This window comes from Verrucomicrobiota bacterium (assembly GCA_016871535.1).
Taxonomy (GTDB): domain Bacteria; phylum Verrucomicrobiota; class Verrucomicrobiia; order Limisphaerales; family SIBE01; genus VHCZ01.
Genome location: VHCZ01000069.1, coordinates 1 through 24,133 on the forward strand (window position 1 = coordinate 1; position 24,133 = coordinate 24,133).

The 24,133-nt window shown below is 60.4% G+C and carries 18 protein-coding genes; 4 read left to right on the forward strand and 14 right to left on the reverse strand.

The window, feature by feature from the left end:
- Window positions 1–573: 573 nt before the first annotated feature.
- Window positions 574–6,456, forward strand: a complete 5,883-nt coding sequence (locus FJ398_11380; protein MBM3838544.1) for a c-type cytochrome — start codon at window positions 574–576, stop codon at window positions 6,454–6,456.
- A 287-nt stretch (window positions 6,457–6,743) separates the two neighbouring features.
- Complete coding sequence (locus FJ398_11385) at window positions 6,744–7,853, forward strand: aminopeptidase (GenBank protein ID MBM3838545.1); 1,110 nt, start codon at window positions 6,744–6,746, stop codon at window positions 7,851–7,853.
- 52 nt (window positions 7,854–7,905) lie between these two features.
- On the opposite strand, the gene ispE is transcribed toward FJ398_11385, so the two are convergent.
- The 10 genes from ispE to FJ398_11435 form a co-directional block, all read right to left on the reverse strand.
- On the reverse strand, window positions 7,906–8,784 hold the full coding sequence (gene ispE, locus FJ398_11390) for a 4-(cytidine 5'-diphospho)-2-C-methyl-D-erythritol kinase (protein ID MBM3838546.1): 879 nt from the start codon (window positions 8,782–8,784) through the stop codon (window positions 7,906–7,908).
- Between the two features lie 52 nt (window positions 8,785–8,836).
- Window positions 8,837–9,268 (reverse strand): exosortase system-associated protein, TIGR04073 family, encoded by a 432-nt coding sequence (locus tag FJ398_11395; protein MBM3838547.1) that lies wholly within the window; start codon window positions 9,266–9,268, stop codon window positions 8,837–8,839.
- 71 nt (window positions 9,269–9,339) lie between these two features.
- Window positions 9,340–10,323 carry a twin-arginine translocase subunit TatC gene (tatC, locus tag FJ398_11400; GenBank protein ID MBM3838548.1) on the reverse strand — a complete coding sequence of 328 codons (984 nt, stop codon included), beginning with the start codon at window positions 10,321–10,323 and terminating at the stop codon, window positions 9,340–9,342.
- Between the two features lie 45 nt (window positions 10,324–10,368).
- A complete protein-coding gene (locus FJ398_11405; GenBank protein MBM3838549.1) occupies window positions 10,369–10,686 on the reverse strand; it encodes a twin-arginine translocase TatA/TatE family subunit in 318 nt (105 codons plus the stop codon).
- A gap of 297 nt (window positions 10,687–10,983) precedes the next feature.
- Window positions 10,984–11,571 (reverse strand): OmpA family protein, encoded by a 588-nt coding sequence (locus FJ398_11410; GenBank protein ID MBM3838550.1) that lies wholly within the window; start codon window positions 11,569–11,571, stop codon window positions 10,984–10,986.
- 58 nt (window positions 11,572–11,629) lie between these two features.
- Window positions 11,630–13,123, reverse strand: a complete 1,494-nt coding sequence (locus FJ398_11415) for a hypothetical protein (GenBank protein MBM3838551.1) — start codon at window positions 13,121–13,123, stop codon at window positions 11,630–11,632.
- Window positions 13,120–14,022 (reverse strand): hypothetical protein, encoded by a 903-nt coding sequence (locus tag FJ398_11420; protein MBM3838552.1) that lies wholly within the window; start codon window positions 14,020–14,022, stop codon window positions 13,120–13,122. Before FJ398_11420 ends, FJ398_11415 begins: the two co-directional genes overlap by 4 nt.
- The gene (locus FJ398_11425) at window positions 14,022–14,633 is read right to left on the reverse strand and encodes a biopolymer transporter ExbD (GenBank protein MBM3838553.1); all 612 of its coding nucleotides are present in this window, start codon (window positions 14,631–14,633) and stop codon (window positions 14,022–14,024) included. Before FJ398_11425 ends, FJ398_11420 begins: the two co-directional genes overlap by 1 nt.
- Window positions 14,634–14,788: 155 nt before the next feature.
- Entirely contained in the window at window positions 14,789–15,520 is a 732-nt protein-coding gene (locus tag FJ398_11430) for a MotA/TolQ/ExbB proton channel family protein (protein ID MBM3838554.1), read from the reverse strand.
- 162 nt (window positions 15,521–15,682) lie between these two features.
- Complete coding sequence (locus FJ398_11435; GenBank protein ID MBM3838555.1) at window positions 15,683–16,663, reverse strand: tetratricopeptide repeat protein; 981 nt, start codon at window positions 16,661–16,663, stop codon at window positions 15,683–15,685.
- 95 nt (window positions 16,664–16,758) lie between these two features.
- Between FJ398_11435 and FJ398_11440 the strand changes: the two genes are divergently transcribed.
- Window positions 16,759–17,274 carry a hypothetical protein gene (locus FJ398_11440; GenBank protein ID MBM3838556.1) on the forward strand — a complete coding sequence of 172 codons (516 nt, stop codon included), beginning with the start codon at window positions 16,759–16,761 and terminating at the stop codon, window positions 17,272–17,274.
- An 841-nt stretch (window positions 17,275–18,115) separates the two neighbouring features.
- Here the strand turns inward: FJ398_11440 and FJ398_11445 are convergent.
- Together FJ398_11445 and FJ398_11450 are read right to left on the reverse strand one after the other, a co-directional pair.
- A complete protein-coding gene (locus FJ398_11445) occupies window positions 18,116–18,445 on the reverse strand; it encodes a hypothetical protein (protein MBM3838557.1) in 330 nt (109 codons plus the stop codon).
- A complete protein-coding gene (locus FJ398_11450; protein ID MBM3838558.1) occupies window positions 18,442–18,705 on the reverse strand; it encodes a hypothetical protein in 264 nt (87 codons plus the stop codon). The genes FJ398_11445 and FJ398_11450 overlap by 4 nt, the downstream gene beginning before the upstream one ends.
- On the opposite strand from FJ398_11450, the gene FJ398_11455 reads away from it, so the two are divergent.
- Window positions 18,692–22,111, forward strand: coding sequence for a c-type cytochrome (locus FJ398_11455; protein MBM3838559.1), 3,420 nt, complete (start codon window positions 18,692–18,694; stop codon window positions 22,109–22,111). The genes FJ398_11450 and FJ398_11455 overlap by 14 nt on opposite strands.
- Window positions 22,112–22,449: 338 nt before the next feature.
- Here the strand turns inward: FJ398_11455 and FJ398_11460 are convergent, their stop codons facing one another.
- Both FJ398_11460 and FJ398_11465 read right to left on the reverse strand, forming a co-directional pair.
- Window positions 22,450–23,709 (reverse strand): RidA family protein, encoded by a 1,260-nt coding sequence (locus FJ398_11460; GenBank protein ID MBM3838560.1) that lies wholly within the window; start codon window positions 23,707–23,709, stop codon window positions 22,450–22,452.
- A 143-nt stretch (window positions 23,710–23,852) separates the two neighbouring features.
- The gene (locus tag FJ398_11465; protein MBM3838561.1) at window positions 23,853–24,119 is read right to left on the reverse strand and encodes a hypothetical protein; all 267 of its coding nucleotides are present in this window, start codon (window positions 24,117–24,119) and stop codon (window positions 23,853–23,855) included.
- Between the last annotated feature and the right edge of the window lie 14 nt (window positions 24,120–24,133).

Genomic DNA, 24,133 nt, shown 5'->3' on the forward strand with positions numbered 1-24,133 from the left:
CAGATTCGCGGTCGGGTCGCTCGCCGATACAGGTCGCGCTGTGTCCGTGAGCCAACCGATGAGGATCAGAGAGAGAATTCTCCGAAAATGTTTCGCGCATTGAACCCCTGAACCCACCCCCTGCCCCTCCCAGGAGGAAAGCTTGGTTGAAAGCGCCAGTTGCAGGTTCCCCTCCTGGGAGGGGTGAAGGGGTGGGTTCGGGGGGAGGAACATAACGGTTTTCATAAACAAAGGCGGTCATGCGCTGGCGTTGTGGTCAAGCATGGGGTCAAGTCTTTCTACCAGGGCACAAACCCGCCTCCTCCACCTTGATCTCGGTCAAAGCATCCCGCCGTAGCGCAATTCGTCGAGGCTGGGAGCAATTCATCCGGCGGATGATCAAAAGCGGCCGATATACTGATCAGACCGTGGGATAGAATCCATAATGACGGCCTTTCCGAGAGGCATCCGCACTTCCGGTCGGCGGGTCGCCGACCGGGGCGGGCGAGTCGGCCGCGCTACCCAATTTCGGACACGCTCTCGGGAGTTCTGGACTTTCGATCCGGCCTGATTCTAATTGCGGAAGATCGCGTCATGAAACCTGGGCTTCCCTCGTTTGTCGCCAGTGCCGGTTTCTTTCTGACCTTGATGGCCAGTGTGCGCGGCGATGAGCCGAAGGTCCTGGCGCAACTCGTCCGATCCAAGGCGAATTATTCCACCGCTGAAGCGTGGTCCACGCGCCGCGCGGAATTGCGGGAGGAATTCTTGAAAGGCGCCAGGCTCTGGCCCTTGCCGGAACGTCCACCGCTCAAACCCATCATTCACAGCCGGCGCGAGCATGACGGTTACTCGGTGGAGAATGTCGCTCTCGAAACCATGCCGGGATTCTATTGCACGGGGAATTTGTACCGTCCCCTTCAGCGGCGGCGGCCCGGTCCTGCGATCCTCTGTCCGCACGGCCACTTCAAGCCGCTGGGACGCATGCGCGATGAGCAGCAGATTCGTTGCGCCCAGTTCTCGCGCATGGGCGCGACCGTGTTCTCCTATAGCATGGTCGGCTGGCAAGACTCGCTCCAGACCACGCACGACGACCCGCTCGTCCTGGCGCTGCAAACCTGGAATAGCCTGCGTGCGGTGGACTTCGTGGCTTCGCTCGAAGGCGTCGATCCGGATCGGATCGGCGTCACGGGGGCTTCCGGCGGCGGGACGCAAACCTTTTTCCTGGCGCTGCTGGATGACCGAGTCAAAGTCTCCGCGCCGGTTGTAATCGTCTATCCCTGGGCGGCCCCAGAGGGATGCCGGTGCGAAGGAGGCATGCCGGTCATGCAGGCCGCCGAGAGCAACGCCATCGAATTATGCGCGGCGGTTTCGCCGCGGGCGCAATTGATCGTTTCAGTCGGGCAGGACCAGACGAAAAGTTTTCCCGACGTGGGTTTTCCTTTTGTCCGGCGGATGTACGAGCTCGCCGGCGCGCGCGATCAAGTCGAGAACGCGCACTATGCGGAGGAAGGCCATGACTTCGGGCGGTCCAAACGCCAGGCCGTGTACCAGTTTTTCGCGAAACATCTGGGCTTGGATCCCATCCCGGAGGAACTTTCCAAAATCACCCTCGAATCCCCGGCGCAACTCGAAGCGGTCAACCTTCAGCATCCGCTGCCCGGCCATGCGGTGCGCGGTGCCGAGGCCGTAGCTGGGGCGTTTGAGCGGTTGCGAACCGGCGCGTGGCCGCAATATCAGGGACGCGCTGGAACGCGTCCTTACCAGTCCATGATCGGCGCGCAGTCTTCGCACCCGCTGGAAGGTCCGCTCGCGGAGTATTCATTCAAGGCATCCACGACGAATGACGAAGCTTTGATCTTCACACCGCCCGGCTTTGCCAAGGTGGGCGTTCCCGCGGCAGCGCCCGAGGCGAGCGCCGCGCATCTTCAAATCGCCGTTCGCCACGCGCAGACGAGGCAACCGCTGTTTTGCCGCGTGAATGTGGTTGGTCCGGACGGCAATTTCTACGAACCCAAAGACGGCCCGCTCAAAATCCACAGCTTGACCGGTCAGTGGCCGAATTGGCCAAAAGGCTGGGGTAACCGCCCGGACAAGGCGCCGGTTCGTTATTTTGGGCGTTTCTTTTATTGTTCGGGTGAAGCTCGCGTCGATGTTCCGCCAGGTTCGATTCGAGTCGAAGTCTGGAAGGGATTCGAGTATCGACCGGAGACGCGCACGGTCCAGGTTTCTCCAGGCGAAACCGGGCGTGTCGAAGTTGCGCTGACTCATGCCGTCCCCTTGCCGGAATTGGGCTATCACTCTGGCGATCCGCATATTCATATTCCGCGAGCGAGCGAGGCAGACGACCAGAAAATCCTCGATCTGCTCGAAGCCGAGGACATCCATTTCGGAACCATCCTGGCGTACAACGAACCGGCGGGGCCGTACGCCGGTTTGATGGATAAAATGGCCTCGCCGCAGCAGCGCGGCCTCGGGCGCCGGTCAATCATGAGCCGTGGTTCCTACAGCATCGTGTCCGGTCAGGAATACCGCAGTTCAACCTACGGCCACATGAATCTCTTCTTGCGGGACGATCTGGTGTTGGCGGGCCAGACGGTGAACGCAAACGACTGGCCGTTGTACGGGGATCTGGCGCGGCAAGCGCGAGAAAAGGGCGGCGTGGCTTTCCACGCGCATGGCGGCTACGCGCAAGCGGTCTATGCGGACGTTGTCCAGGGGAACATCGACGCCGTCGAGTTGCTCCAATTCGGCGTCTATCGCGGCATCGGATTGATTGACTGGTATCGGATGCTCAATTGCGGTTTTCGGATTCCGATTGTCGGCGCTTCGGACTACCCGGCTTGCCGCAAACTCGGCGATTGTCTCACTTACGCTTACTCTCCAAGCCAGCCCAACCTGGAGACCTGGTTGCGCGCAGCCGCCGCGGGCGACAGTTTCGTCACGACCGGACCGCTTCTCTTGCTCGAAGTGGATGGGCAAAAGCCGGGCAGCCGAATCAACAAAGCTGGCGCCGGACCGCATCGAGTTCACGCCAGGATCCGCGTGCGCAGCGAAGTCGCCCCGGTGACGCACCTTCAACTCATAGCGAATGGCCGCGTGCTGAAGGAACGGTTGGTGCCCGCCAGCGAAGGGCAAGGACGCTGGATCGAACTTGAACACGAACTCGAAGTGGATCGTTCCGCGTGGATCGCCGCCCGCGCCTTTTCGTTGTCGCGCCTCGGCACGCCGGACGCCGAATCGCACTCCAATCCGGTCTATGTCTATCTCAACGGCAAGGCGCCTTACGAAGCGGCGTCGCTGGACGCGTTCGTCGAGCAGATCGACAAGCAAATCGCGGCCCACAAAGCGCGGAAGTTCAAGGAGCAGGCGCGGGTCCTGGATTACTTTGAGCGCTCGCGGGATATTCTCATGAAAATTCGCGAAGCCCGAGGCGCGCTCTCCGAAGGCCATCCCTCGGACCTGGCGCGCGACTTGCCCGCGATCGACGACGCCGGACTTCGCACGCACAGCGAGGAGGAGTTGCGCGCGTTTCTCAAGCCGGTCCCGCCCAAGCCGATCGAGGAAGCGCTCCAGGCGTTCGAAACGGTCGGCGGCTTTCGCATGGAACTGGTCGCGAGCGAGCCGCTCGTTTATGACCCGATCGCGGCGGCTTTCGACGAAGATGGCAACCTCTACGTGTGTGAGATGCGGGATTATCCGTACAAGCCCAGGCCCGGCCAACCACCGCTTGGCACAGTGCGGCTTTTGAAGGACACCGATGGCGATGGGAGATTCGACGAAGCGCACGTGTTCGCCGATCAGCTTTTGTGGCCAGGCGGCGTGGCGCCATGGAAAGGCGGCGTGTTCGTCGCCGCGCCCCCGGACATTTGGTACTTCAAGGACACCGACGGCGACAACCGAGCTGACGTGCGGCGAAAAGTTTTCACCGGCTTCGGCACGCAGAATCAGCAAAACATGCTGAACAATTTGATCCTGGGACTCGACCACAAGATCTATGGAGCGACCGCCGGCAACGGTGGCATTATCCGACCGGGAGATCGGCCTTCCGCGGAAGCGATTTCAATCAATGGCCAGGATTTCCGGTTCGATCCCGTGACCGAGCAGTTTGAGCCGATCAGCGGCGTGGTGCAGTTCGGCAACACGTTCGACGATTGGGGGAATCGATTCTTGTGCAGCGAATCACAGCCGTTGCTCCACGAAGTTCTCCCGCGGCATTACCTCGCCCGGAATCCGTACCTGCCGGTCCCGAACGCCATTCATAATCTCGCGCCTGCGCCCGTGCCGATCTTTCGCATCAGCCCGATCGAGCGGTGGCGCCAGATTCGTTCGAGCCGGCGCATCGCGCACGGAGCGCGTCCGCCAACCGTTGCGGGAGCGAGCCACCACGTAGTAGATGCGGCGGCAGGCGTCACTATTTACCGTGGTGGGGCGTATGGAGCGGAATACTACGGCAACGCATTTGTCGGGGACGCGCAGAATAATCTGATCCACCGCCGCCGGCTCAAGCCGGACGGTGCAACGTTCACGTCTGAACGCGCCGACTCCAAGACCGAGTTCGTCCGTTCATCCGACACCTGGTTCAGGCCGGTCAATTTTGTGAACGCGCCCGACGGCACGCTTTACGTGCTCGACATGAGCCGGGAAATTCTGGAAGCGATCCACATTCCGCTCGATGTGGTGAAGCACCTGGATTTGCGGAGCGGGCGCGACCACGGACGCATCTATCGCCTGGCTCCGCCGAATTTCCGGTATCCGGGTTCGCCTCGTTTAAGCCGGGCGAGCACACCTGACCTGGTGGCTGCGCTGGAGAGTCCGCACGGCTGGTGGCGGGACACCGCGCACCGGCTCATCTACGAACGCCAGGATCAAACCGCGATTGAGCCCCTGCGCCGCGTGTTGCGGAAAAGCTCCAGCCCGCAGGCGCGCGTTCATGCGCTCTGGTCTTTGCGCGGACTCAACGCGCTCGGCGAGGAAGACATTCTGATTGGATTGGCCGATGAATCTCCCCGCGTTCGCGAGCACACGATTCGACTGGGCGAATCAAGGTTGGCGCAAAGCTCTGCCTTGCTGGACAAGATACTCGCCCTGGCCAACGATCCCGACGCGCGGGTTCGCTTCCAGCTCGCGTTTTCCTTGGGCCAAACCAGCGACCCAAGAGACCGGAGCGCACTCGCTGAAATCGCGCGATCCTCCGCGAACGATCGGTGGATTCGCACCGCCTTGCTCAGTTCCGTCAAAGATGCCGCCGACCAACTGCTGGTTCCCTTGCTCGACGACAAGAGCGTCATGAACGCTCCAGGCGGCCAGGAGTTCCTGGAGCAACTCGCCCTGGTTGCAGGCGCTCGCAGAGAAACCAACTCGGTTGCGCGCGTGCTCGAACGCGCCGCCAGCCTCACTCAGGATCACGGTCCCGGCGGGATTGCCAATCGGCTGGTCACCGCGCTGGGGAAGGGACTCAAACAGGCCCAAGGCCGGCTGGATCCAGCGATCGTCCTCAGCGAGGCCGGCCGCAGTTATTTGCAGGAACTCACTCGCCGTCTGCGCCGCGACGCCAAGGATCCGACGCGCACCGAAGCTGATCGATCCTCTTCGATTTCATTGCTGGGCTGTCTGGCGTTCGCCGAGTCGCGAGATACGCTTCTGGGTTTACTGGACCTGCGCCAGCCCGAACCGGTTCAAATCGCCGCCGTGCGCGCGTTGGCCGATTATTCTTCCGCAGAGATCGGGCCGCTTCTCCTGGCGAAATGGCGGGAGTATTCGCCGAAAGTCCGCGAGGCGGTCGTTGAAGCCATGCTCGCCCGCTACGAACGCACTCTGGTTTTTCTTCAGGCCGTGCAAAAGGAGCAGGCCAGTCTCGCTCAACTCGATGCCGCCCGGCGGCAGCAATTGCTCCACCACCGAAACGAATCCGTCCGCGCACTGGCCCTCCAACTTTTGAGCGGCGGCCCGAGCCGATCCCGGCAAGAGATCATCGACGCTTATCGGCCCGCGTTGCAACTGAGCCGCGATCCGGTTCGCGGTGAAGCGGTCTTTCGCCGCGAGTGCATGGCGTGCCATAAGATTGGCGAGATCGGATATGCCATCGGTCCGGACCTCACGTCCTCGCCTTCGCGCGACGCGGAAGCGCTGCTCGTTCACGTCTTCGATCCGAATCAGTACGTTCAACCGAACTCCATCCAGTATGTGGTCGATGACAAAGCAGGGCGCACCTTCAGCGGCATGCTGGCTGCCCAGACCGCGACAAGCATCACGCTGCGGCAAGGCGAGGGGCGGTCGGAGACGATTTTGCGAGCCAACATCGCCGCGCTAAGCAGCACGGGCAAATCGATGATGCCGGAAGGTTTTGAGGAGCGAATTACGCAGCAGGAAATGGCGGACCTGATCGCCTTTCTCCAATCGGCGCGTCCGGCGACGCCTTCCGGCGAACCGCCGCTTCAAATCGGGACGGAGCCTGGGCTGATCGAGCCGGAGCCGTGAACGAGCAGGTTGACACCGCGGTAACCGAGACTCGAAAGTTAAATCGTTACATCGTTAAATCGAGGTTGAGAAAGGCTCCATCCGCGATCCTCTGCTCCAGCATCCGCTCCAACCATTCCCATCGGATGTTGTCGAAGTAGCCTGACTTCGATCCGTAATCAAACGCGCCGGGCCGGAGACCGGCGCTCCGGGGAATGACGCCAAGGAATCAATCGCGTTTCTCCGCCGACTCGTTCGTGCTCGACCCGCCTGGCGTTCTCCCTTAGTTTCCAGCGCCAAAAAACCAAATGACAGATCCTCGCTATAAAAAATTGGCCCGGTTGCTGGTCGAATATTCCACGGCTCTGAAGAAAGGCGACCGCGTCCTGCTCGACATGATCGATGTGCCGGACGAGTTCTCCGTGGAACTCATGCGCGCGGCCAGGAGCGCAGGCGCCATCCCTTTGATCGAAGTCCGGCACTCGCGCATCACGCGGGAAGTTCTCCGGGACACTGACGAACACCACGCGAAGTTGGTTCATGACGTCGAGCTGAGTCGCATGAAAAGAGTGCAGGCCTACATCGCGATCCGGGGCAGCGCCAATGCGAACGAAACCTCCGACGTGACGGGAGACCGCATGTCGCTCTATTCGAGAATCCTCCGCCCCGTTTTGAATTATCGCGTGAACAAGACCCGCTGGTGCGTCTTGCGCTGGCCTTCTCCAAGCATGGCCCAGGCCGCCAACATGAGCACGGAAGCGTTCGAGGATTTCTATTTCGACGTCTGCGCGATGAATTACCGGAAAATGGCGCGCGCCATGATCCCGCTGGAGCGGCGCATGAAAAGCGCGGATCGAGTACACATCAAAGGTCCAAACACGGACCTCACCTTCAGCCTCAAAGGCATCGGCGCGAAGATGTGCAAGGGAGACCGAAATATTCCGGACGGCGAGGTCTTTAGCTGCCCGGTCAAGAAATCGATCAACGGCTGCATTCAGTTCAACACGCCCACGCTTTACTCCGGCACGCGGTTCGAGAACGTGCGGCTGGAGTTCAAGGCCGGACGCATCGTTGAAGCCGAGGCCAACAACCGCAAACGGCTCAACGAGATTCTCGACACCGATCCCGGCGCGCGTTACACGGGGGAATTCTCGCTGGGATTCAATCCGCACATCCTCAATCCCATGTGCGACATTCTGTTCGACGAAAAGATCTCGGGCTCGCTCCATTTGACCCCTGGACAAGCCTACGAGGACTGCGACAACGGGAATCGCTCCGCCGTGCACTGGGACATGGTCTTGATTCAACGGCCTGAATGGGGCGGCGGCGAAGTGTGGTTCGACGGTGAATTGATCCGGAAGGACGGGCTGTTCGTGCCGAGGGATCTCAAGCCGCTAAATCCATCCCATCTGAAGTGAACCTGTTTCAAGTTGAATAAGAACTCGAAACTTGAAACTCGAAACCCGAAACTCAATTGAGTTGCGCGGTCGCGAGCCAGTGCGTTTCGCCAAACTTCGCCCGGAACCTGTCGGCGAGTTCACCGGCGTTTTGCTGGCCAAAGACCAGCGCAAACGTGGTCGAGCCGCTCCCGGACATCAGCGTTGCCACCGCGCCATGCTCGCGCAGGAATTCCTGGAATAGTTGAAGCAACGGATACTTCTTCAGCGCGGGAGCTTCCAGGGCGTTGTAGAAAGCCGGCGCGGCGGAGGAGAGATCGGAGGTTTGCAGCCGGTCGATCAGTGCCTGCGCGCGTCCCGGCTTGCCTGCCGCCGCCTCAGGGAAACGGGCCAGTTGCTGGTAAGCCCACGCGGTTGGGATGCCAAAACCCGGATACACCAGCAGAGCGAACACATCACGCAGCGCAGGAAGCGGCCCCAATGCCGAAATGCGTTCACCGCGCCCGGTGGCCAGCGCAGGGCCGGCTTGCAGAAAGAACGGAACGTCAGAACCAAGTGTTGCAGCCAATGGCATCAAACGGTCCGAGGCCAGCGGGCGGCCAAACAGTTCGTTCAAGCCGAGCAAGGTGTGGGCGGCATTGCTGCTGCCGCCGCCGAGTCCCGCCGCGAGAGGAATTCGTTTCTCGATGTGAATTCGCAGGCCATCGCTGATCTTAGCGGCGTGCAGGAAGGCCGTCGCCGCCCGGTGAACAAGATTGGTCGAATCAACCGGCAACTCAGGCTGACTGCAAGTCAGCGCGACGCCGGAGGACGCGCTGCGCTCGAATTCCAACGTGTCGAACACCGGAACCGGATGCATGACGGTTTCGAGTTCGTGAAATCCGTCCTCGCGCTGGCCGAGAACGTTCAGCAAGAAGTTGATCTTGCACGGCGAGGTCCGTTCCAGGGTCATGAAACAAAAAAGCGCCAACACGGAAGTGTTGGCGCTGGAGAGGTCAGTTCGATCAATAATCGAAAATCCGGAAGCGGCTGCCGGGAATCATCGGCGCGATATCCCCGCCGCTGAAGCCGAGGGCGTTGTCCATGCCGAACATCGGATCCGCAATCAGTTTAGGCGTGTAGCTGTCCGGATAGACCGGGTATTCCGGCAAGTAGTGAGGGTCGTATTTCGGGAACGGGAACGTGACGATTTCGTAAGCGCCGACTGCCGTGCGCGCCAGGCTGCGATTGAACCCTCGGATGAAGCCCGTGGTGTAGGTCTTGTCCGTGCCTTCCCAGATCGCGGTTTGTTCCATGGAGCGGCGGATTTCGCCAAGCCGGGCGAATTCAGTCACGTTGAGCAAGCCGCGTCCCAGCTTGCGTTCCGGCCCCGCGCAGCCCGTGGCAATGAGAGCCAGAGCCGCGAGCGACGCCAGGGAAGAGAAAGAGATGCGCATAGTTCGATTTGATTTTTGCGAGGTTATCCAGAGGTGATGACTTGTAAAGCGCGATTTCGTTCAAACTCTTTCTAATCCATCGACGTCGGCTGGTCGGAGCCGGGCGTGCGCAGTCCGGCCTCCGTCTCCAACCGCTGCCGCTTTTGCCGCTGCCAATACTTCGAGACGAGGATGCAGCCTTCGTAAATGAGCTGAAGGGCGATGGCCATGATGAAAGTCGTGAGCAGGTCCGCGGGCGTCAGGACGGCGCACAGCGCAAAGTTAACCACGAACATGTAAGAGCGGCCCTTGATGAGCAATTCATGCTTGATGATTTCCAGGCGGATCAATGACAGCAGCAGCACCGGGACCTCGAACAGGAATCCGACGCCGAGCATAAACTTGGTCGCGAAATCGAAGAATTCTTCCGCGCGCCAGGTTTCGGTCGAGAACCCGATCCACTTGTTGTAGTTGACCAGCGCGTTCAGGGAGAAGGGCAACAAGATGAAATAGCAGAACACCACGCCGACAACGAAGAACCCGGTCCCGATGGTGAACGCAACGAAGAAGAACTTCTTTTCCTTCTTCTTCAGCGCCGGCACCACGAATTCGCCTAGGAAATAAAGGATGAACGGCAGCGCGATCACCATCCCCGTGTAAAACGCCATCTTCAGCGAAATCAGGAAGCCGCCCAGCGGATTGAAAAGCTGCAGAATCTTCGACGGGTCCAGCCCGGCGCGTTCCATCGGCCAGGTCAAAATCGCCACGATCTGCTTGGTAGCGCACAGGCAAACCACCATTGCGATGATCAACGCCGAGCCGCTTTTGATGATGGTCCAGCGGAGATCTTCGAGATGTTCGAGGAAGGACTTGACCGGGCCGCCTCCGTCCTCCTCTTCCTCGACCGCTTCACGGCCCGGCTCGGACTCGTGGTGGGCCGTGGACGAATAGGCGGGAGCGAGGGGCTGTTCGTCCGGGACCGAAGCGTGTTCCTGCGTCGTGTCGTCCGAATTCTGAAGCGTCGGAGATTCTTGCCCCTCGGACGGAAAGGCGTTCTCCTGGGGTTCCTGTGGCATGGCCAAACCCGCGCGGGAAGGACTAAGGACTCAGTTGCGGAAAGCTCAGCCCTGTTTGGCTGTGCCAGTGTAAGTTCCTTCTCGGCGCTCTTCGCGTTCGCGGACTGCTTCGTTGATGTCGCCGGATTCGTTCGAGCGAGGCTGAGTGTCGGGGGGCAATTTTCGGGGCGGCGGAGGAGGAGGGGGCGCGTCCAGATTGACCGCGTTTTCCAATTCGTCCTGAACTTCCCGAGTGGATTTCTTGAATTCGCGGATGCCTTGCCCCAGGCCTCGGGCCAATTCCGGCAATTTCTTGGCGCCGAACAGAATCAGCGCCAGGAGCAGAAGCAGCAGGATTTCCCAACCGTTCAACATCGCGAACATGGTCTCATTCATAAAAAGTCTTTAAGATTTATCCGAAGCTAAGCCAGAACCGACAAGGCGTAAAGCAGCAAAACCGCTTCCTGGCATCTGAGGTCCCCTTCCCCCTCACCCTGTCCCGCTCCCTCAGGGAGAGGGGAATGGCATTCCGCGCTGAGAGCAACCTCACGCGCGCGCCCCATCGAAATGCGGCGTTCAATGCTCCCTCTCCCTAGGGGAGAGGGCTGGGGTGAGGGGGAAGGGGACATTCGAAATCCGCGACCCAGCCACTGAGAATAGCGAAGAACCGCGAAGTTCACTTTACTGGGTCTTCGGCTTGAGCAGAAGGAACTCACCGCGGCGGTTTTTCGCCCAGGCCGTTTCGTCGTGGCCCTGGACGGCGGGCTGGCTCTCGCCGTAAGTGATCGTGCCGACGCGATCTCCGCCAACGCCAACCGAGATCAGATACTCCCGCACGGAGAGCGCCCGGCGTTCGCCCAACGAAAGATTGTATCCTTCCGTGCCGCGCTCGTCACAGTGGCCCTCGACTTCGACTTTGAAGGTCGGGTTGGCTTTGAGGTGCTGGGCGACAGCGTCGATCTTCGACTTGTCCTCGGGGCGGACTTGAGCGCTGTCGAAAGCAAAGTAAACCGTGCTTTCCTTGTAGGTCTCCTTGTCGCCCCAGAAATCGCCTTTGTCGATTCTGGATCCGAACGGTGTGCTTCCGGTCGGATCGTTAGGGAGGGTCGTTGGAGTCGTTTCCGTGTTCGGAGGATGACGAGGGCCACGATCCGTTGGGTCAGTGGTCGAAGGAACGCCCGGGCCAGTCCGATTCGCACCGGGGATGGGTGTGATGGACTTGGGAACCTTCTTACATCCGATTGCGGTGGACGCCAGAATGAAGCTCATCAGCAAGAGCTTCACAAAATTGGTGTGTTTCATCTTTGTTCCTTCAACGGCGGGAGGGTTATTTGGCCCAACTGGGCTGCGACCGGCTTCCCGAATACTGGCCAAGAGTTTTGACCCGTTTCGTGTCTGCGTCAAGCAAAGAGAGGACACGGCGGTCGCCAGAGCGCGCAGTGAAGACAATCGTGCGCGAATTTGCTGCCCAGGAAGGGTCCTCGCCCCCGCAAAGAACCTCCACGGTTCCGCCCTGGGCCGGGACACGGCAAATTTGAAAAGGCCGCGTGAGCGCCGTAAAGGCGATCCATTTGCCATCCGGGGACCAATCCGGCTCCGTCACGCTGCCGACACCTGCGGTCCGAATCTTCGTCATTGGCCCGCCCGAGGCCGGGACTTTGTAGAGCGCCGGCGCTCCACCCATCCTCGAAACGACGCAGATCGTTTGGCCGTCCGGGGACCAGCAAGGCGAGGATTCATCGGCCGCGGTTTGCGTTAATCGCCTGGCATTCGTGCCATCGACATTGGAGACATAAAGTTCAGGGTTGCCGTCCTTGCTGATAATCATCGCCACGCGCCGGCTATCCGGCGAAACGGCCGGACTGAAGTTTGATCCGGGATACTTGGCGACGACGATCCGTTCTCCGGAAATCAGGTCGTGCGAGTAGATGTCCAGGTAACCGGACTTTCGCGAAGCATAAAACAGCTTTCGGCCACCGGGCGCCCAGGCGGGCGTGACCACGTCCACGCTGTCCTGGGTGGCCGCATGCGCGTTCGCGCCGTCATAGTCGGAAACATGGATCTCCCGGCGCCGTGCATTCTCGCTGATGAAAGCGATCTTGGCGCGGGAGATTCCCGGTTTGCCGGTTATTTTCTGAATGATGTCGTCGGCAAACGCATGAGCCTGGGATCGGGGCGTTCCGCCCTGGTAACGATTCCCAAGGATGGGTGTCTTCCGGATGCGGTCGATGACGCGTCCTTCCACGGCGCCGGCATTGCTGCCCGTGACGTTGAACTGGGCCACGTCTGCGGCGACAATATCGAAGCCCTGGATTTCGAGATCGAACCTCAGCACGGTCTGGACTTCGCCCGAAAAGCCGCTCAAGGAGATCGGGATCAGTTTGGAGCGATCAACTTCCTTATCGATGTCGATGGCTGGTTGCGACTGTTGCGCGAAAACAAACCGATGGGCGGCCGAAACAAGCAACGCGGCAAGGCAGGCGGTGCGGCGGACGAGCCGCCAAAATCCAGAACGTGAATCTCGAAATCTGGAACTGATCGGTGTGTCCGGCAAATCCGGTCCCAACTTGTCGTCGTCCAGTCCCTTCTCCCTCACCCTGCCCTCTCCCCAAGGAGAGGGTTCTGCCGCTGCAATCCCAGCTCGATCGGAACACGCCGGCCTGTTCCGGCGCGGGGAGGAATGCTCCGTCTCCCCAAGGGAGAGGGGCGGGGTGAGGGGGAAGGAAGCGTTAGACCTCCCACGACGGAAGCCACTGAAAGAAGCGGGAAACGCGAAGCCTTCTTCGCGGCATGCACACAATTTCGTCGGTTGAAATGTCATCCGGTGGATCTCTTGGCTTTGAGGTTGAAGTTGATATAGAAAGTGCGTTCGGTGTCTTTGGTGCCTTCGGGAAACGGACGCAGAGGATCCTTCAAGCTCAGCGCTCGCTCTACAGATTGATCGAGCGCAGGAATCCCGGATCTTCTGATGATGCGGGCCGACCTGATCGTCCCGTCTCGCAGAATGACAACCTCGGTTTTCACCACGACAGAATCGTCATTAACGTCGTCCGGGGGAAGCCACGCGTTTTCGAACACGCTCTTCACGTACTGCCTGTAGTTGGCAAAGAAGAATTCGCCGCCAGGTCCGGGGATTTCTACGGACGTCCCCGAAGACAGGTTCTTCAGACTCCGCCCAACCTGGTTCCATTTCTCCAGCAACCGCGCTTGCACCGCCTTCTGGTCGGCCTCGGCCTTGGCGCGGGCTTTCGCTTCCGCCAGCGCGCGGGCGCTGTCCGCGGATTTGTCGAACGTGGGTTTGATTTCGTGCTTTGGTTTCGCGGGTTTGGTGGCGGGTTTTTCCAGCGGCTTCGTGGCCGGTGTCTGGGTGAGATCTGGCTTCGGTTTGGGCGGTGTGCGTTCCGGTTCGGGTTTCTTGGCCGGCTTGGGCTCCGGTGGGGTTGGATCCGGCTCTCGCGGAGGGATGACTTGCGCCTGAGGCGCCTGAACCGGCGGCGCGGGAGGCGGTGTCTGTTGCGCCGAGGCCGGTGGCGCCACGGCGGTAGGCGAGCCGCCACCGTAGGACAGATCGTCCGTCAGTTTGTCCGGCAGGAAGTAAACGACCGGCAGCTCCGGCTCTTGTTTGGACGGAATGAAGGCCGGCGAAATGAACAGCAGCGACAGGAGCGCCAAGTGCGTGCCTGCCGAAGCGACGAGACATTTCTGTTGCAGCCGGCTCATCAGTTCTTTCGCGGTTGCGTGTCGATCTGGAATTTGAAAATGCCGTTGCGTCGGCAACGGTCCACGATGTCCATGAAATCCGCAAGCCGCCCCATGCCGTCGCCGCGAATCTGCACTACCAGATTCGGGTTGCGGCGGAACGTATTGACCAACTCTTGTTCGATGCGCTCGGGAACCATCCGTTGCCGGTCGAGCATCATCGCGCCGTCTCGATTGATCTCCACGACCCGGCGGTCCCTGGCGTCCACTTTCGGCGCCGGCCCGCCGCCCTGCGGCAAGTCGAGTTCCATGCCGTGGTCCTGCTGCGACTTGATGGACGGGGAAATAATCACGAAGATGATCAAGAGGACAAAGGCCAGGTCCAGGAGCGGCGTGATATTGATCTCGCTCAGCGTGACCAGGGAATTACGTTGGGAGAAACGCCGCATAGAGGTCTTCAGCACCAGGGCACGACACGCTCGGTCACAGCCTGACTGACGTTGGCGAAGCGCGCGAAATTCAGGATGTCCATCACAAAAACCGCAGACACGAGCGAAAACCCTTTGCCCATCACTCTCTCCAGCCACCGGCTCCAGCGTGATCGGTGCAACGGGCGCCGGCAAGCCTGGCATCGCGTGTAAATCCGTTCATTGCGGCGACCGCAAGCCGGGCAGTCCATGAACAATTCCGCCTCGCATTCATCGCAGACCTGTTTGCCGGGAGGATTCAGGTGTTCGCATTCCACACACAACACGCCCGCGGCGCCTCCGCATTTCCCTCGATGGATTCATGTTCCGCTGTCATCGTCGTCTTTGAGGAATTCGACCTCCATTTTGGACACCAGTAGCTGGGCGAAGTTATCCAGTTCGACCGTCATGGCCCGCAAATTGTGCACGAGCCAGTTGTAACCGAACATGGAGGGAATCGCCACCAGCAGACCTGCCACCGTAGTGACCAGCGCGGAAGAAACTCCGGGCGCCAACGCAGCCAGATCGGCGCGGCCTTGCAGCGCCACGTCGCTGAAGGCGCTCATGACGCCCCAGACCGTGCCCAGCAGGCCCAGGAAGGGCGCGCCGCTTACCGCCAGCGCCAGGTGAATCAACCCGGACTCCAGCCTCAAGGCTTCCTGCGACACGGCGCGTTCCAACGTTCGCTTCACGTGTTCCATGGATTTGAGCGAGACTTGCTTGACCTTGCGCGCAACATCGCCCGCTTTGAGGCGGCTGTCCAGTTCCATGCAGCCTTCCTGATAAACGGCGAAGAGCGGGCAGCCGTCCACCTGAATTCGACGGTCGAAAATGGCCAGCACGGTGGGTTGGACGCGGAACTCGGCATCGAAATATTGGTTCAGCCTTCTGGCGCGGCGCATCTGCACGGCCTTTGACGCCATGATCGACCAGGCGACGATGGAAAACGTGATCAGGATGATGATGATCGCCTTGCCTTCCGGAGTGGCTTTGTTCCAGACGTAGATCAATTCCAGCTCCGTCTTGGCGAGGAAATACACGGGAATATTCATCACGGTTCAAAATCTGCGCTACGGACACTGACACTCGCGCGGGCCAGGATGGTTTAACGTCCGCGTGGCAAATGGTCAAAAGCTTTCGGGTGTACCCTTCAAAACTCGCGACTGAATACTGCGTACTGCATACTGATCCCTGAAATACTGCCTGCGACGCTGTCACCGCAATTTCCGGAACGCCGCTTTGGCCTCCTTGTGGCCCGGCTCCAGTTTGAGCGCCGCCTGAAACTCCGCGCGCGCCAGTTCGTGTTTCTCCTGGCGTTCATAAACCTGGCCGAGCCGAAAGTGCGCGTCCGCCAGCGACGGCAGAATGGACCACGGCCTGGTCTTCAAGTAAGCCTTGAGCGCTTCCGCGGCGCGCGGCAGACGTTGCCCGGACACCGCCCCTGCCTCGCCGATGTAAAAGCAGGCTTCGACTTCGTTTATGTCAATCTGGAGAACTCTCTCGAAAGCCGAGAAAGCTTTCTCGTATTCCTTGAGTTTGAGGTGAAGCAATCCGATCCGGTAATAGGCGTCCACCTGGCCGGGTTTCAACTCCGCCGCCCCTCGATAAACGCTCTCTGCTTCGCGATTCTTCCTTTCGTCCATCAAAAGGTCGCCCTGAATGAGCGCGCCGATGTACGGCTCGCGCTTCATGATTTCGATCGCATGAGCGCGAGCGGCCCGCCTGCTGCCGCCGACGATGCCCGGCGCTTCGCGATGGAATTGGATCAAATCCTCGCGCGCCTCGATGAGGCCCGGATCAAGCGCAACGGATTTTTCAAACGCGGCGCGCGATTTCAAGGCCGGCCCGATGCCGGTGGGAATGCCCGCATTTCGGGCCTGCAAACCGTATCCGCGCGCCAGCCAGAGAAAATAAACGGCGTTCGTCGGATTGAGCCGCGTCGCGTGATCCAGATGATCGATGCCTTCGGTGAGCCGGTGCTCTTCGAGAGCGATTCGTCCAAGATACAGCCGGGCTTCCGTGTTGGCGGGATCCGCGGCCAGGAGGCGATGAAACTGGCGCTCGGCTGCGGGAAAGTCGTGACGCTCGAAGCTCGCAATCGCTCCTTTGAGTGCCGCGGCATCCGTGGCCGCAATGGTTGAACCACCAACCGACGCCAGCGCAAGAGCCAGGAGGATCAAGCCAGCATTCTTCATCTTCCTTCATAGGTACGCAAAGGAAGCGCCAAACGCCAATCCTATTCCTTTTGAATTTGAATCTCTTTCGCCGATTGCGTACCAAGCTGGAACCCATGAAAACGAAAACCACCAAACTCCTGGCCGCAATCGCCATCGTGTTGGGCGCAAGTCTCGGCCCATCTTCTTGCGCTCAGGAGGCGAAACCCAAAGAGGCGCCGGCTCCCAGTTCGGAAAAGGCGAAATCCGGCCCCGATGAATTGGAAGCCAGGTTCAAGGCCACACTCACCAAAGCGACCCTCAGCGGGCGCTGGTGTTCGATCAAAGACGGGCAGCCTGGCCCGGACAAGGAGGACAAATACACGATTCTGAGCGTCACCAAACTCACCGCCAGCACCTGGCTCATCAGCGCCCGCATCCAATACGGCAAGGTGGACGTCGTCGCGCCGATTCCCGTGCAAGTGCGGTGGGCGGGCGACACGCCGGTCATTATCGTGGACAACGTCGGCATCCCGGGCGGCAACAAATATTCCGCCCGCGTCATGATTTACGACAAGACCTACTCCGGAACGTGGACGGGCGGAGATCATGGCGGGCTGCTTCACGGCGTCATCACGAATGAAAAGGAGTGACGAGAATTCCACTGACCCGGGGGACTGCCGACGGCCAAGTGGCGGTAAGGGGCATGGATCAAGGGACAACCCAATTGCCCTCCCCATTGATCCTTTGGCTCGCGATTCTGGCCGCGGTTTTCACATTCGCATCTCGATAGCTCAGGAGGTTCGAGAGAGCAGGAAGGGCAGACCGAGCCTTCGGGCCGTAGGCGCCAAGCGCCCAAATGTTCATCCTAAGATTCTGGCTCCTCATCATCAGCCACCAAGGGCTCCCGCTCGCTTCAGAATCGGAATTCGTGCGGGTTGAGAAGCTTCGTAACTGCCGGGATGGCCGGGGCGGCCCGCGAACCGAGTTGGCGAAAGGCCATCAGAGCCCCGACCTGCTGGGCAAACGCATCGGTGGGTTTGCCTCGATTGAGGCGCGCCAAGATTCTGTGTTTCTGAGAGACGGAACGGAACCAGCGTTTGATCCGCGATTCTTTGCCTTCTAAGAGCCGAGCCAGTAACGGCCAGGATTCCGGTTGGAGCTCAGAAAGGACGTCGGATTCTAGGCGGGAGATATCTATCGGTCACAGCAGGCGCCGTAACCAATTCTCCGTAGCTGCCGCCGCCAAAGGAAAGTCCGCAGCCTTGACAGCTCTTGAGATGTTCACTGAGACGCTTGCCCTGGAAAACGGGATCGCCATCAAGCCACAACCAGACGCAGATGCCAACAACGACGAAGACCGCCACTGTCACCACTAGCGCACAAATGCGACCATTTAACATAAGATGGCTTCAGACTGGTCAGCGCTCTAAATCGCGCAACGAGCATCGGCAGCAGATTTGTGCTGATCATCCTGGAAGCACGGACACCATTCTATCCCATCCACAGCCCAAACAGCCGGATGATTTTTTGACCCAATTGCCGCCGACGCTCAAAGGTTAGCGTTCCACGCCGTCGTGTGAGATCCGTCTTCTTCGCCAGAAACAGCACATCGCAGCGGCAGAGTGTCTCCCAGTCCAGACCATCTTCCTGGTCGAGCAGCACTTCGTGGACATCCGGGCTCCGCCGAGATCTCTGAGTTGAGCAGCCCGCAACGTTCACAGTCTCGATGGCCGAGTTTGCGCACCGATCTTCAGGCGACACGATGACCGCTGGATGCGAGCCGTGCGGGAACTCCCACTGCCACACCTCCCAGGGGTTCATTCGAGTTCTCCTTTTGCCGGGCCGGCTGATGCTCGCTCCATGGTTTGGTGCTCTTGCCGCTCCCGGAGTGTTAGTCGGCGGTAGGCACGCGCCAGTACTCCTGCTGCGTACGGCTCCAAGCTCCGCGTCTGTTCGGTCTCAACCTCCTTCGCAACCAGATGCAGCCCGTAACGGATAATCTCGCTCTCGTTGTTCCACCGGCCGACTTTGAGAAGTTCCTGAATCAGTTTCTTCTGTGGATTCGTAATGGTATGTGCCATGAACCAAGTATGCATTAGAGGACTTCTATTGTCAAAGGCCTTGATGGCCTTCTGGGCTTCTGCGGAAACTTTGGCTGGAACCGCTTGGTTTCATTCGCGAAACTGGGAGCACCAAATCTCTTCCGCGCTTGAAATCGAAATGCGTCGAGCCATGAGAATCTTTCTGCTGCTTTTGGCGGTTCTGAACCTGAGTGCCTCGGAGTTCCCGCTTCCCTACAACTCGGAACCGGACAAATCCCTGCCTCTCCCTCCCGCCGAAGCCGCCGCGAAGATGAAGCTGCCGCCGGGTTTCAAGGCGACCGTCTTCGCCGCCGAACCGGACGTGCAGAATCCCATCGCAATGGCCTGGGACTCGCGCGGACGGCTGTGGATCGCGGAAAATTACACTTACGCGGAGCGCACCCAGAAGTTCGACCTCCGCCTGCGCGACCGCATCCTCGTCTTCGAGGACCAGGACGGCGACGGACATTTCGATACGCGCAAGGTTTTCACCGACGAAGTGCAAATGCTCACGAGCATCGAAGTCGGCCGCGGCGGGGTGTGGGCGATGTGTCCGCCGCAATTACTGTTCATTCCGGACCGCAATCGCGACGACGTGCCCGACGGCGCGCCGGAGATCGTGCTCGATGGGTTTGTCCCGCCACCGGAGAATTACCACAACTTCGCCAATGGCCTGCGCTTCGGGCCGGACGGCTGGCTGTATGGCCGGTGCGGCGCGTCCAGTCCGGGCGAGATCGGCGTCCCCGGCGCGACCGCGGCCGAACGCATTCCGATGCGCGGCACGATTTGGCGCTATCATCCGGCACGCAAAATCTTCGAGGCCTTGAGCTGTGGCACCACGAATCCGTGGGGCCACGATTGGAACGAGCACGGCGAACTCTTCTTCATCAACACCGTCAACGGCCATCTCTGGCATCAGTTCGCCGGCGCGCATTACGTCCGGCCCCACACGATTGATCCGAATCCCCGCGTCTATGCGATGATCGACCAACACGCGGACCATTGGCACTTCGACACCGCGATCGGCTGGGGCAAGTCGCGCGACGGCAAGGCGGACGCCTACGGCGGCGGCCACGCGCACGTCGGCATGATGATTTATCTCGGCGACAACTGGCCGGCGGAATACCGGGGACGCCTGTTCACCTGGAATATGCACGGTTACCGCGTGAACCAGGAAATTCTCGAACGCCGCGGCTCCGGTTACGTCGGCCGTCACGGAACGGACTTCTTGATCGCGGGCGATCCCTGGGCGCGCGGCATGGAACTCAGCTATGGCCCGGATGGCGGCGTGTTCTTGCTCGATTGGAGCGACGTGGGCGAATGCCACGAAAGCACCGGCGTTCATCGACAGAGCGGGCGAATCTACAAAATCACCTACGGCGATTCCCAACGCGTTTCCTTCGGCGACCTCTCGAAACTCAGCGCGAGCCAGTTGGTCAAGCTGCACCTGCAGCCGAATGAATGGTTCTCCCGCCAGGCTCGAATCGAACTCGCATCACGCGCCGCGACCGGCTCCGATCTCGGCCAAGCCAGGAAGGAATTGCGCGATCTCTTCGAGAAACCAGCGGAGCTGGTCGTGAAGCTCCGGGCCCTTTGGTCTCTCGCTGTAATCAGCGCGGACGGCGTGGAGTGGCCTCGTTTCCTCGAACGCCAGCTTCGCCACTCCGACGAGCACGTCCGCGCATGGGCGGTTCGGTTGCTTACCGACACCTGGGCACTCGACACCGTGCTGAGTCAGAGGCCGACCTTTTCGGCAGCACGCACAAACTTTCCCCTCACCCCGGCCCTCTCCCCTGGGGAGAAGGAGAATCAAACGCTGCCTTCCGACAAATCGAGTGCCTCACACCCCCTCCCGGGGCGGCGTGCCGCATTCCCTCTCCCGGCGGGAGAGGGCCAGGGTGAGGGGGAACGCAGCGCCAACGAAGAAGGTGATCGAGTTCGGATTGGTGTCCCAGCCAGTCAAAAGGTCGTCTCGGCCTTTTCCCGTCTGGCACGAACAGAGGCCTCCGCTCTCGTTCGCCTTGCCCTGGCTTCGGCCCTGCAACGTTTGCCTGTGACTCAGCGAAGCGATCTTGCCGCCGCGCTTGTCGCTCGAAAGGAAGACGCGGCCGATCACAACTTGCCCCTGCTGATCTGGTATGGGTTGATTCCCGTCGCCGAGGCTAACCCAGGTGCGCTCGCAGCCCTGGCCGCAAAGTGCGAACTCCCGCTCACCCGGAAATTCATCGCCCGCCGCCTCGCCGAAGACATCGAGAGGAATCCGGCGCTCTTGAACAAACTCCTTCAGCTCACGGCATCGAAACCCGAAACCTTCCAGACCGACATCATCAACGGCGTGGCCGAAGCATTGACTGGCTGGCACAAAGCGCCGAAGCCAGCCGCCTGGGACGCGCTCGCGAGGAAGCTGACGGACTCTGCGAATGCAGCCTTCCGCGAACGCGTGCGCGAACTCAACGTCGTCTTCGGCGATGGGCGAGCGCTCGAGGAAGTGAAGCAGGTCGCGCTCGACGACAACGCCGACATGCTGGCCCGCCAGGCCGCGCTCCAGACGCTCATCAACAATCGACCGCCCGACTTGCGCCAGATTTGCGAACGGTTGATCGACGTGCGTTTTTTGAATCCCGTCGCGGCGCGCGGTCTGGCGAGCTTCGGCGACGCAGCCGCCGGGGCCCGGTTGGTCCGAGCTTACCGGCAGTTCCATCCGTCCGAGCGGCCGCAACTTATGGCTGCGTTGGTGTCGCGTCAGACCTTTGCCACGGCGCTCTTGAACGCGGTGGCGGAAGGCAGGATTCCGCGGGCCGACATTTCTGCCTTTCACGCCCGGCAGATTCGCAGCCTGAACGACGCGACGTTGAACCAAAGACTGGCTCAAGTTTGGGGTGAGTTGCGCGACTCCGCCCCGGACAAACGCCAGCTCATCGCCGAGTGGAAGACTCGGCTCTCCGCGGAAGGGCTGGCGCGCGCGGACAAAAGCCAGGGCCGCGCTGTTTTCAACACCGTGTGCGCCTCCTGCCACACGCTTTACAGTGAGGGCGGAAAGATCGGGCCGGACCTCACGGGAGGAGGCCGCGACAACCTTGATTATCTGCTGGAAAATATCCTTGATCCCAGCGCCGTCGTGACGTCCGACTTCCACATGTCCATCGTGAATCTGAAAGACGGCCGCGCGCTCAATGGCCTGGTGGCCGCGAAGACCGAGCGCACGCTGACGCTGAAGACGGCCACGGAAGTTCTGACGATTGAGCGCGGCGAAATTCAACGCCTCGAGGACTCTTCGCTTTCGCTGATGCCGGAAGGTCTGTTGGAGACTTTGCCTCCCCAGCAAGCGCGCGACCTGATCGCTTATCTCCTGCACAAGGCTCAGGTGCCGCTGCCGGACAACACCAAAGCCGTGTCAAATTTCTAAAGTATCCCGAGGGTGAACACCACGCATTCCTGATCGCAAGGATGAATTCCTCGCAAGATTACGAATGGGAAATCCATTTCTGGCTCGATACCTATCGCTTGCTTGAATCGTTCCCCTGGCCCGAAGGGGAGACTGGCCAGGGCGTCCTCGTCGAATTTGAGGATAATGCTTATGGCGCAAGTGTAGCACAATCCATCTGGGATACAGCAGAATTCAATTCTGCGCTGCTTTGTCAATGGCCCTGCTCCGGTCTTTCGAGGCCGGCATCGTTGTTCCTCGTTCGTTCTCGAATAAAATCGCGGCCAATCGAGGACGGGGACGAATGGGCTGCGCGCGTCTCAAGGAGCAACGTTTGCCGCCGGTCGCCGGACTGCGATCATGTCCAGCGTGATGCTGCGCCCCTCTAACCCCACGCCGGGCACCATGGCTTTCGAGGCCGCTGGAGGCCGCTTCGGGTCGTAGAACCCGGGACGAATCTTGTTCAGCATCGTGCTGGCGTCGTTGTCGCTCACGTAGTAAGTCGCCTTCGCCATATGGCGGAAGTCGCTGCCGCTTTTCTCCATGAGCGTCTTTAACTGCGCGAAAATGTCGCGAACCTGCCCTTCGCCGCTGGCGCCGGACGGTCCATACAACCCTCCCGTGTAAATCAAGTCACCGCGATTCACACGCGCCACGCGGCTATAGATGGGCGACGCGGTCATGCCGGGCGGAGTGAGGTATTCGATGGGTTCCTGCGCTTGCCTGGGCGCGTCTCCCGCCGCCGCTACCATCTCGATTTCGATGGGATTGGTCATGGTCCATTCGACAAACACGAGCGGCGGCGCCGGTTGTCCGCCGAACTGTTTCACAATCTCCGCCCGCGCCTCGAACCCACTTCCGATTGGCTGAATGAATGACTTGACGGAAACGACGTGCGAGAAGTCCAACTCAAGAAACTTCAGCGTGGAGCGCAGGCTGTCCATGGTCTTGCGCGTCGCCTCGGCCAGCGTCCCGGGCTCGGCCTGGCCGGCGATATAGACATGCCCGCCCAGGGGCAGCACCGCGACGTGCGTCCCTCCAATGCCGGAAATTTTTGCACTGCGCTGATACACGACTTGGGGCGAAGTCATGGTCGTGACGGCGACCGCATCCATCGCCACGAGCGCGTCCGGATGGGTCGTTTGTCCGGTGACAAACGTGACCGCGGGCTTCACCGGACCCCGCAAACGCTCCGTCAGCACGCGCCTGACCGCCGCCGCAGTCGCAGCATCACGGGCATAAACATTCAGCCTCACCAATTGGTCCAGGCTGGTTTTCGCTTCCGTCAAAGCGGCGGCAAGATTGTCGAGCACGCGGCCAGCTTGAACCTCTGGGTGTCCCTGGCCCGCGATTTCGCCCGCGTCGCTAAGCGGGAGGAATTGGGCCGTGTGGGCCAGAGCCTTCGGCGGCACAATCACCGCGCGCGAGAAACCGGAGGCGGGATCGGTCTCTACGCCGGTGAAATCCGCGGGCGCGGCAACAGCAGCGAAGAATACCGGTAACAGGATCAAACCCGATAGGAAGTGCCGAAGGTCAAACATGGCCAAAGATTGGAGGAGATAACCTCGCTGTTCCATCACAAATTGGGAGCCTGGGAACGCAACCCGGTTGCGCTGGGACTCGGCACCAGCAAGCCAAGGTCGCGGAGTTTCTGGAAAACTTGCTACACCGGGTGAGCACCAAAGCCGCGTGAGCAAAGAATGAGAGAACTCCGATTTTTTGCCTATGCCTGTGCCTTCGCCGGAGCCGCAGCGGGCGCAGGCGCGCTCAGAGTGGCCAGTTCTGCATCGAATAATTCGCGGGTTCGGGTCTTGAGGTCGGCCAACGGAATCTTGCCTTCGTCCGCTTTCTTGAGAAGCGACTTCTGGGCAAGGTAATCCTTATTGGTCACGCCGGCTTTGCTCTGGAGCATGCGCCAGGCTTTGCGGCGTTCGACGGCGAAGAGCACCATTTGCCGGGAGACAGCGTAATACTTCAACCTCTCGTTCACCTCCGCCTTGATGT

What these genes read in the sequence shown, in the direction of transcription:
- FJ398_11440 (MBM3838556.1), top strand. Translation starts at nt 16,759, where the DNA reads ATGAAAACGAAAACCACCAAACTCCTGGCCGCAATCGCCATCGTGTTG.
- tatC (MBM3838548.1), bottom strand. Translation starts at nt 10,323, where the DNA reads ATGCCACAGGAACCCCAGGAGAACGCCTTTCCGTCCGAGGGGCAAGAA.
- ispE (MBM3838546.1), bottom strand. Translation starts at nt 8,784, where the DNA reads ATGACCCTGGAACGGACCTCGCCGTGCAAGATCAACTTCTTGCTGAAC.
- FJ398_11435 (MBM3838555.1), bottom strand. Translation starts at nt 16,663, where the DNA reads ATGAAGAATGCTGGCTTGATCCTCCTGGCTCTTGCGCTGGCGTCGGTT.
- FJ398_11430 (MBM3838554.1), bottom strand. Translation starts at nt 15,520, where the DNA reads ATGAATATTCCCGTGTATTTCCTCGCCAAGACGGAGCTGGAATTGATC.
- FJ398_11385 (MBM3838545.1), top strand. Translation starts at nt 6,744, where the DNA reads ATGACAGATCCTCGCTATAAAAAATTGGCCCGGTTGCTGGTCGAATAT.
- FJ398_11420 (MBM3838552.1), bottom strand. Translation starts at nt 14,022, where the DNA reads ATGAGCCGGCTGCAACAGAAATGTCTCGTCGCTTCGGCAGGCACGCAC.
- FJ398_11410 (MBM3838550.1), bottom strand. Translation starts at nt 11,571, where the DNA reads ATGAGCTTCATTCTGGCGTCCACCGCAATCGGATGTAAGAAGGTTCCC.
- FJ398_11425 (MBM3838553.1), bottom strand. Translation starts at nt 14,633, where the DNA reads ATGCCAGGCTTGCCGGCGCCCGTTGCACCGATCACGCTGGAGCCGGTG.
- FJ398_11450 (MBM3838558.1), bottom strand. Translation starts at nt 18,705, where the DNA reads ATGGCACATACCATTACGAATCCACAGAAGAAACTGATTCAGGAACTT.
- FJ398_11380 (MBM3838544.1), top strand. Translation starts at nt 574, where the DNA reads ATGAAACCTGGGCTTCCCTCGTTTGTCGCCAGTGCCGGTTTCTTTCTG.
- FJ398_11445 (MBM3838557.1), bottom strand. Translation starts at nt 18,445, where the DNA reads ATGAACCCCTGGGAGGTGTGGCAGTGGGAGTTCCCGCACGGCTCGCAT.
- FJ398_11405 (MBM3838549.1), bottom strand. Translation starts at nt 10,686, where the DNA reads ATGTTCGCGATGTTGAACGGTTGGGAAATCCTGCTGCTTCTGCTCCTG.
- FJ398_11395 (MBM3838547.1), bottom strand. Translation starts at nt 9,268, where the DNA reads ATGCGCATCTCTTTCTCTTCCCTGGCGTCGCTCGCGGCTCTGGCTCTC.
- FJ398_11455 (MBM3838559.1), top strand. Translation starts at nt 18,692, where the DNA reads ATGGTATGTGCCATGAACCAAGTATGCATTAGAGGACTTCTATTGTCA.
- FJ398_11415 (MBM3838551.1), bottom strand. Translation starts at nt 13,123, where the DNA reads ATGACATTTCAACCGACGAAATTGTGTGCATGCCGCGAAGAAGGCTTC.